Annotated in this window: 1 protein-coding gene and 1 rRNA gene; both read left to right on the top strand. The window is 59.6% G+C overall.

Annotated features, from left to right (window positions below; genetic code table 11):
* Positions 1-564: ribosomal RNA gene (locus CE168_RS09095) — 16S ribosomal RNA — on the top strand; the annotation flags it as partial.
* 298 nt (positions 565-862) lie between these two features.
* Complete coding sequence (locus CE168_RS09090) at positions 863-1,078, top strand: hypothetical protein (RefSeq protein ID WP_201797059.1); 216 nt, start codon at positions 863-865, stop codon at positions 1,076-1,078.
* Positions 1,079-1,083 lie beyond the last annotated feature (5 nt).

Genomic DNA, 1,083 nt, shown 5'->3' with positions numbered 1-1,083 from the left:
TGCCTGGGCTTGACATGTTCCCGACCGCTCCAGAGATGGGGCTTCCCTTCGGGGCGGGTTCACAGGTGGTGCATGGTCGTCGTCAGCTCGTGTCGTGAGATGTTGGGTTAAGTCCCGCAACGAGCGCAACCCTCGCCCTGTGTTGCCAGCACGTCATGGTGGGAACTCACGGGGGACCGCCGGGGTCAACTCGGAGGAAGGTGGGGATGACGTCAGATCATCATGCCCCTTACGTCCAGGGCTTCACGCATGCTACAATGGCCGGTACAACGGGATGCGACACGGCGACGTGGAGCGGATCCCTGAAAACCGGTCTCAGTTCGGATTGGAGTCTGCAACCCGACTCCATGAAGGCGGAGTCGCTAGTAATCGCGGATCAGCAACGCCGCGGTGAATGCGTTCCCGGGCCTTGTACACACCGCCCGTCAAGTCATGAAAGTGGGTAGCACCCGAAGCCGGTGGCCTAACCCTTTGTGGATGGAGCCGTCTAAGGTGAGACTCGTGATTGGGACTAAGTCGTAACAAGGTAGCCGTACCGGAAGGTGCGGCTGGATCACCTCCTTTCTACGGAGTTTTTCAGGACGCCGGTCTGGCGTCCGTCGTGTGGCCCGCGTGCCGGGGATCGTCTCCGGTCTGGCGTGGGCGTGCTGGTGTGGAAGAGATCGTTGGCTTCGCGGGTCCTTGGGGCCTTGCGGGGAGTGGTATGGGTATGCTTTTGGGTTCCCGGACCGCCACCCGCATCCGTTTTGGGTGCGTGCGGTTTTCCGGATGCCCCTGGCGGGACGCCGTCGGCCTTGCGGGCCGCGGGTCGGGTCCGGTCGGGGTGCGTGGTGGTTTGAGAACTGGATAGTGGACGCGAGCAATGCAGGATTTTTTGTCCTGCTTGCTTTATCGCGATTTCGCCAGGCTTCTTTTTTTGGAGTCTGGTTTCGAGATCGATCGTTTTGTGATCATTTTTTACAGTGTGATGATTTGTCGTCTGGCGTTTGAAGCTATCATTGGGTTTTTCGGGGCGTGTGCCGCCCTGAAGGGCGTATGGTGGATGCCTTGGCAGACAGTACCGATGAAGGACGTTTGAGGATG

It is taken from the genome of Bifidobacterium sp. N5G01, from assembly GCF_002742425.1.
GTDB classification, from domain to species: domain Bacteria; phylum Actinomycetota; class Actinomycetes; order Actinomycetales; family Bifidobacteriaceae; genus Bifidobacterium; species Bifidobacterium hominis.
The sequence above is the reverse complement of the archived record's forward strand: the minus strand, read 5'-3'. Positions and strand labels throughout refer to the sequence as shown.